At 55.0% G+C, this 3,341-nt stretch carries 4 protein-coding genes and 1 pseudogene; 4 read left to right on the top strand and 1 reads right to left on the bottom strand.

All coding sequences use genetic code 11. The features are described 5' to 3' along the window. A pseudogene (locus G9Q73_RS07705) lies at positions 1-574 on the bottom strand (RNA polymerase-associated protein RapA); the annotation flags it as partial. A 221-nt stretch (positions 575-795) separates the two neighbouring features. On the opposite strand from G9Q73_RS07705, the gene G9Q73_RS07700 reads away from it, so the two are divergent. The 4 genes from G9Q73_RS07700 to G9Q73_RS07685 all read left to right on the top strand — a co-directional run bounded on the left by G9Q73_RS07700 (position 796) and on the right by G9Q73_RS07685 (position 3,161). Next, positions 796-1,314: a YqhA family protein gene (locus G9Q73_RS07700; RefSeq protein ID WP_177421329.1), complete on the top strand. Its 519-nt coding sequence runs from the start codon at positions 796-798 to the stop codon at positions 1,312-1,314. Positions 1,315-1,508: 194 nt separating this feature from the next. After that, entirely contained in the window at positions 1,509-1,829 is a 321-nt protein-coding gene (locus G9Q73_RS07695; RefSeq protein ID WP_304956575.1) for a c-type cytochrome, read from the top strand. Positions 1,830-2,033: 204 nt separating this feature from the next. Beyond that, on the top strand, positions 2,034-2,507 hold the full coding sequence (locus tag G9Q73_RS07690) for a copper chaperone PCu(A)C (protein WP_177419270.1): 474 nt from the start codon (positions 2,034-2,036) through the stop codon (positions 2,505-2,507). 60 nt (positions 2,508-2,567) lie between these two features. Next, positions 2,568-3,161: a hypothetical protein gene (locus tag G9Q73_RS07685; protein WP_177419269.1), complete on the top strand. Its 594-nt coding sequence runs from the start codon at positions 2,568-2,570 to the stop codon at positions 3,159-3,161. Positions 3,162-3,341 lie beyond the last annotated feature (180 nt).

The raw sequence follows: 3,341 nt of genomic DNA, 5'->3' as shown, positions 1-3,341 counted from the left end.
GGTGCAGGATCAGGCAGGCCTCGATGGTCTTGCCCAGGCCCACCTCATCGGCAAGCAGTACCCGGGGTGCAGGTCGTTTGGCCACTTCATGGGCGATGTAGAGCTGGTGGGGGATTAGATCGATGCGCGCACCGCCCAGGCCGTAGGTGGGGGATTTCTCCTGCTGTCCGAGTTTGTTCAGGGTATGGTAGCGCAGGTCGAACCAGTTCATCGGGTCGATCTGCCCCGCCAGCAGGCGGTCCTGAGGTTTGTTGAAGCGGGTGAAATTGCTCAGTTCGCCTTCGGTCAGTTCTGCTTCGCTGTCATCCTCACGTACTCCCCGATAGGTGAGCAGGCCGTTGGATTCAGTCACCCTGGAGATGCGCAGTTTCCAACCCTCATGGCTCTCCACGCTGTCGCCGGTATGGAACTGCACGCGTGTCAGTGGGGCATTCTGCATCGCGTAGACTCGCGTCTCTCCAGCTGCCATGAAGAGCAGCGTGACGGTGCGGCCCTCTAACTTCAGCACGGTGCCAAGGCCGAGTTCAGACTCGGTATCACTGATCCAGCGCTGGCCTGGGATGAATTCGATCATTTAAGCTAGGGTCTTGAGAGTGGAAAAGTCGGGTATTCTACAAGGCGGAGGGGGAAAGGAGAAAGGCGAAAGGCGAAAGGAGCGGTTCCGAAATATGGTTTCCCTGAATTGAGCGAAAGTAGGCCTGATCAAGCGTAGCGGATCAGGCATACATGCTTGACCCGAGATTCAGCGCCTGAATAATAGGGGGTTAATTTTTTGGAGTAAAAACCTTGGAAAAAATGTTTGAAAGTTTTCTTTGGAACAGTCGCCTTGTGGTGCTGTCTGCGGTGGTGGCAAGTCTGGCAGCGGCCTTGGCTATGTTCTATATGACGTCGGTGGATGCGGTCTATATGATCGGACACCTGGCGCACTACGCCTCACCTGATCTGACAGCCGAAGCCCGTGTGTTGTTGCGCTCCGAAACGGTGACCCATGTGGTTGAGATTGTGGATGGCTATCTGTTGGCCACGGTGCTGCTGATCTTCTCTCTTGGGCTGTACGAACTCTTCATCAGCAGGATCGACCAGGCGGAGAACAGTGAAGGGGCCTCAAAGGTGTTGATGATCACCAGCCTGGACGACCTCAAGAGTCGCCTGGCCAAGGTGGTGATGATGATCCTGGTGGTGCGCTATTTCGAGTTCGCCCTGAGCATGGAATTCAACACCCCCATGGATCTGTTGCAGTTTGCCGGTGGCATCGCCCTGCTCGGGCTGGCACTCTACCTCTCCCACATGTCGGATAAGGGGGGCAGCCATTGACAGGGGCATAGTCTAATCCGCTGAGAGGCTGTTGATTGATAAATGTCCTTTGTATGGACGATTTACTCGATGGTAATATACCCTCCAACCGCGTCAAGGTGCGGGGTAAGATTTACACCGCCCAAGGTTACAACCTGTTTCCAAGGATTCAGGTAAAAAAGTTTTTCCAACTCAAAACTAGAGGTTGACTCATTATGCAGATGAAAACTTTGGTGCTGACCGCCAGCGCTGCCGTCCTGTCCCTGGGAATGATTGGTTCCGTTGCCGCCGCCGATGGCGCCGCACTCTTCAAGGCAAAGACCTGCTTCTCCTGCCATGGCCAGGATGCCAAGACTCCGATCATGCCGATGTACCCCAAGCTGGCCGGACAGAGTGCTGACTATGCACTCAATCAGATGAAAGACATCAAGAGCGGTGCCCGCAACAATGGCCAGACTGCTGCGATGAAAGGCATCATGGCAATGGTCTCCGAAGATGAGATGAAGGCGATTGCCCAGTGGCTGAGTACTCTGTAATCGCAGGATGCGCCTTATGACGGTGGTGTAGTGTTTGATGCCACCGCGTAGCGTTGAAAACAGGGGGTGGCGGTGTAAACCGCCGCCCCCTGTTTTTTTGTCTGTTGAGATGTGACAAAGTAGAAAGATGATCCAGGTAGTTATTGGGGAACAAAGGGGCGGCGTCAGGTTCAAATATGCCGACGAATATTTTTGGAGAGAGTGATGAGATTGAATCTGTTTGATGTCCTGGCTGGTGCCCTTCTGCTTGCCGTTGGGGCGCAGGTTTCTGCGGGAGATGTCGGTGGTATGGTCGATGTCGATGACCCATATGTGCGCGGGGTGCCGCCGGGACAGCCCAATACAGCCGCCTTCATGGGGCTGACCAACCGTGATCAGCAGGGGCATGCCTTGGTGGGGGCGCAGAGCCCTGTCGCCAAGGTGGTGGAGTTGCACACCCACACCATGGAGGGCGGCATGATGCGCATGCGTCCCGTGAAGCAGGTCGATCTGCCGGCGGGCCAGCAGGTCAGACTACAGCCTGGCGGGCTGCATCTCATGCTCATCGGCCTGAAACAAAAACTGAAGCCGGGAGTGGATGTACCGGTCACACTGTTGTTTGAGGATGGCTCCACCAAGGCCATGCAGGTGCCCGTACGCAAGATCCGGATGCACATGAAGAAAATGTCGCACATGTAGTGATTGGGTTTTGGGGGCTGTTTAGGCCCCTCTGACTCAGTTGCCAGTGCCGGATCCGATATGTCGAATAGCCCTTTTTTATCCATCGAAACTTTTCGTCAGGCTTTTCTTGCTGGGCTCGAGGATCTCCTGGAACAGCCAGGCTTTGGCGTCTTTATCCTGGGTCTCGCCAATGCGACTTTCGACCCCAGGATCCATGCAACACTAAAAGCGCCCCTCCAATATCGTTTCGAACAGCTGGCGGAGATTTGCCGGGAAAGCCTCTCCGAAGGGCGGGAGGTTCCCGCGGCCCCGGACGATCTGGTGGTGTTTCTTAAATTGATGGCGATTGGTTTTGACGGAGTGGCGTTGACAGAGTTCCGGCGGGCAGACGAGTGGGAACTACAGTTCAATCACATCCGGGCCTTCCGTCCGGCGCGGATGACAGGAGAAAAGGTTACCGGAATACATCGCCCCTTCGATCCCCGGGGCTTCCATTTCAACAAACCCTTTTTGCGTAAAGAGGTGTTTTGGGAGGGGGAGTTACACGGATTGGAGGTCGAACTGCTCTACAACAAGTTTCCATTCGCCCACCACGGTCGTTGGTGCTGGAAGGAGGAGCGGGAGCCAGTATCTTCAAGCATTCTCATCATCCTATATCTGGAATCTGACTGAAGAGTTGGGCGGATGCTCGCTGGGGTCGGTTGGCTATAACAGTTGGCTATGCCTTCGCGTCCGTCAATCATCTGCACTTCCAGATGTTTGTGCGGGGAACAGCCCCTTCCTTTTGGAAACGGAATGCGGGGGCAAATAAATTCGAGGGGAGGAGCAATACGTAACTGAACGAAGCGTCAA

This window comes from endosymbiont of Lamellibrachia barhami, assembly GCF_011947365.2.
In the GTDB taxonomy this organism is placed as follows: domain Bacteria; phylum Pseudomonadota; class Gammaproteobacteria; order Chromatiales; family Chromatiaceae; genus QGON01.
The sequence above is the reverse complement of the archived record's forward strand: the minus strand, read 5'-3'. Positions and strand labels throughout refer to the sequence as shown.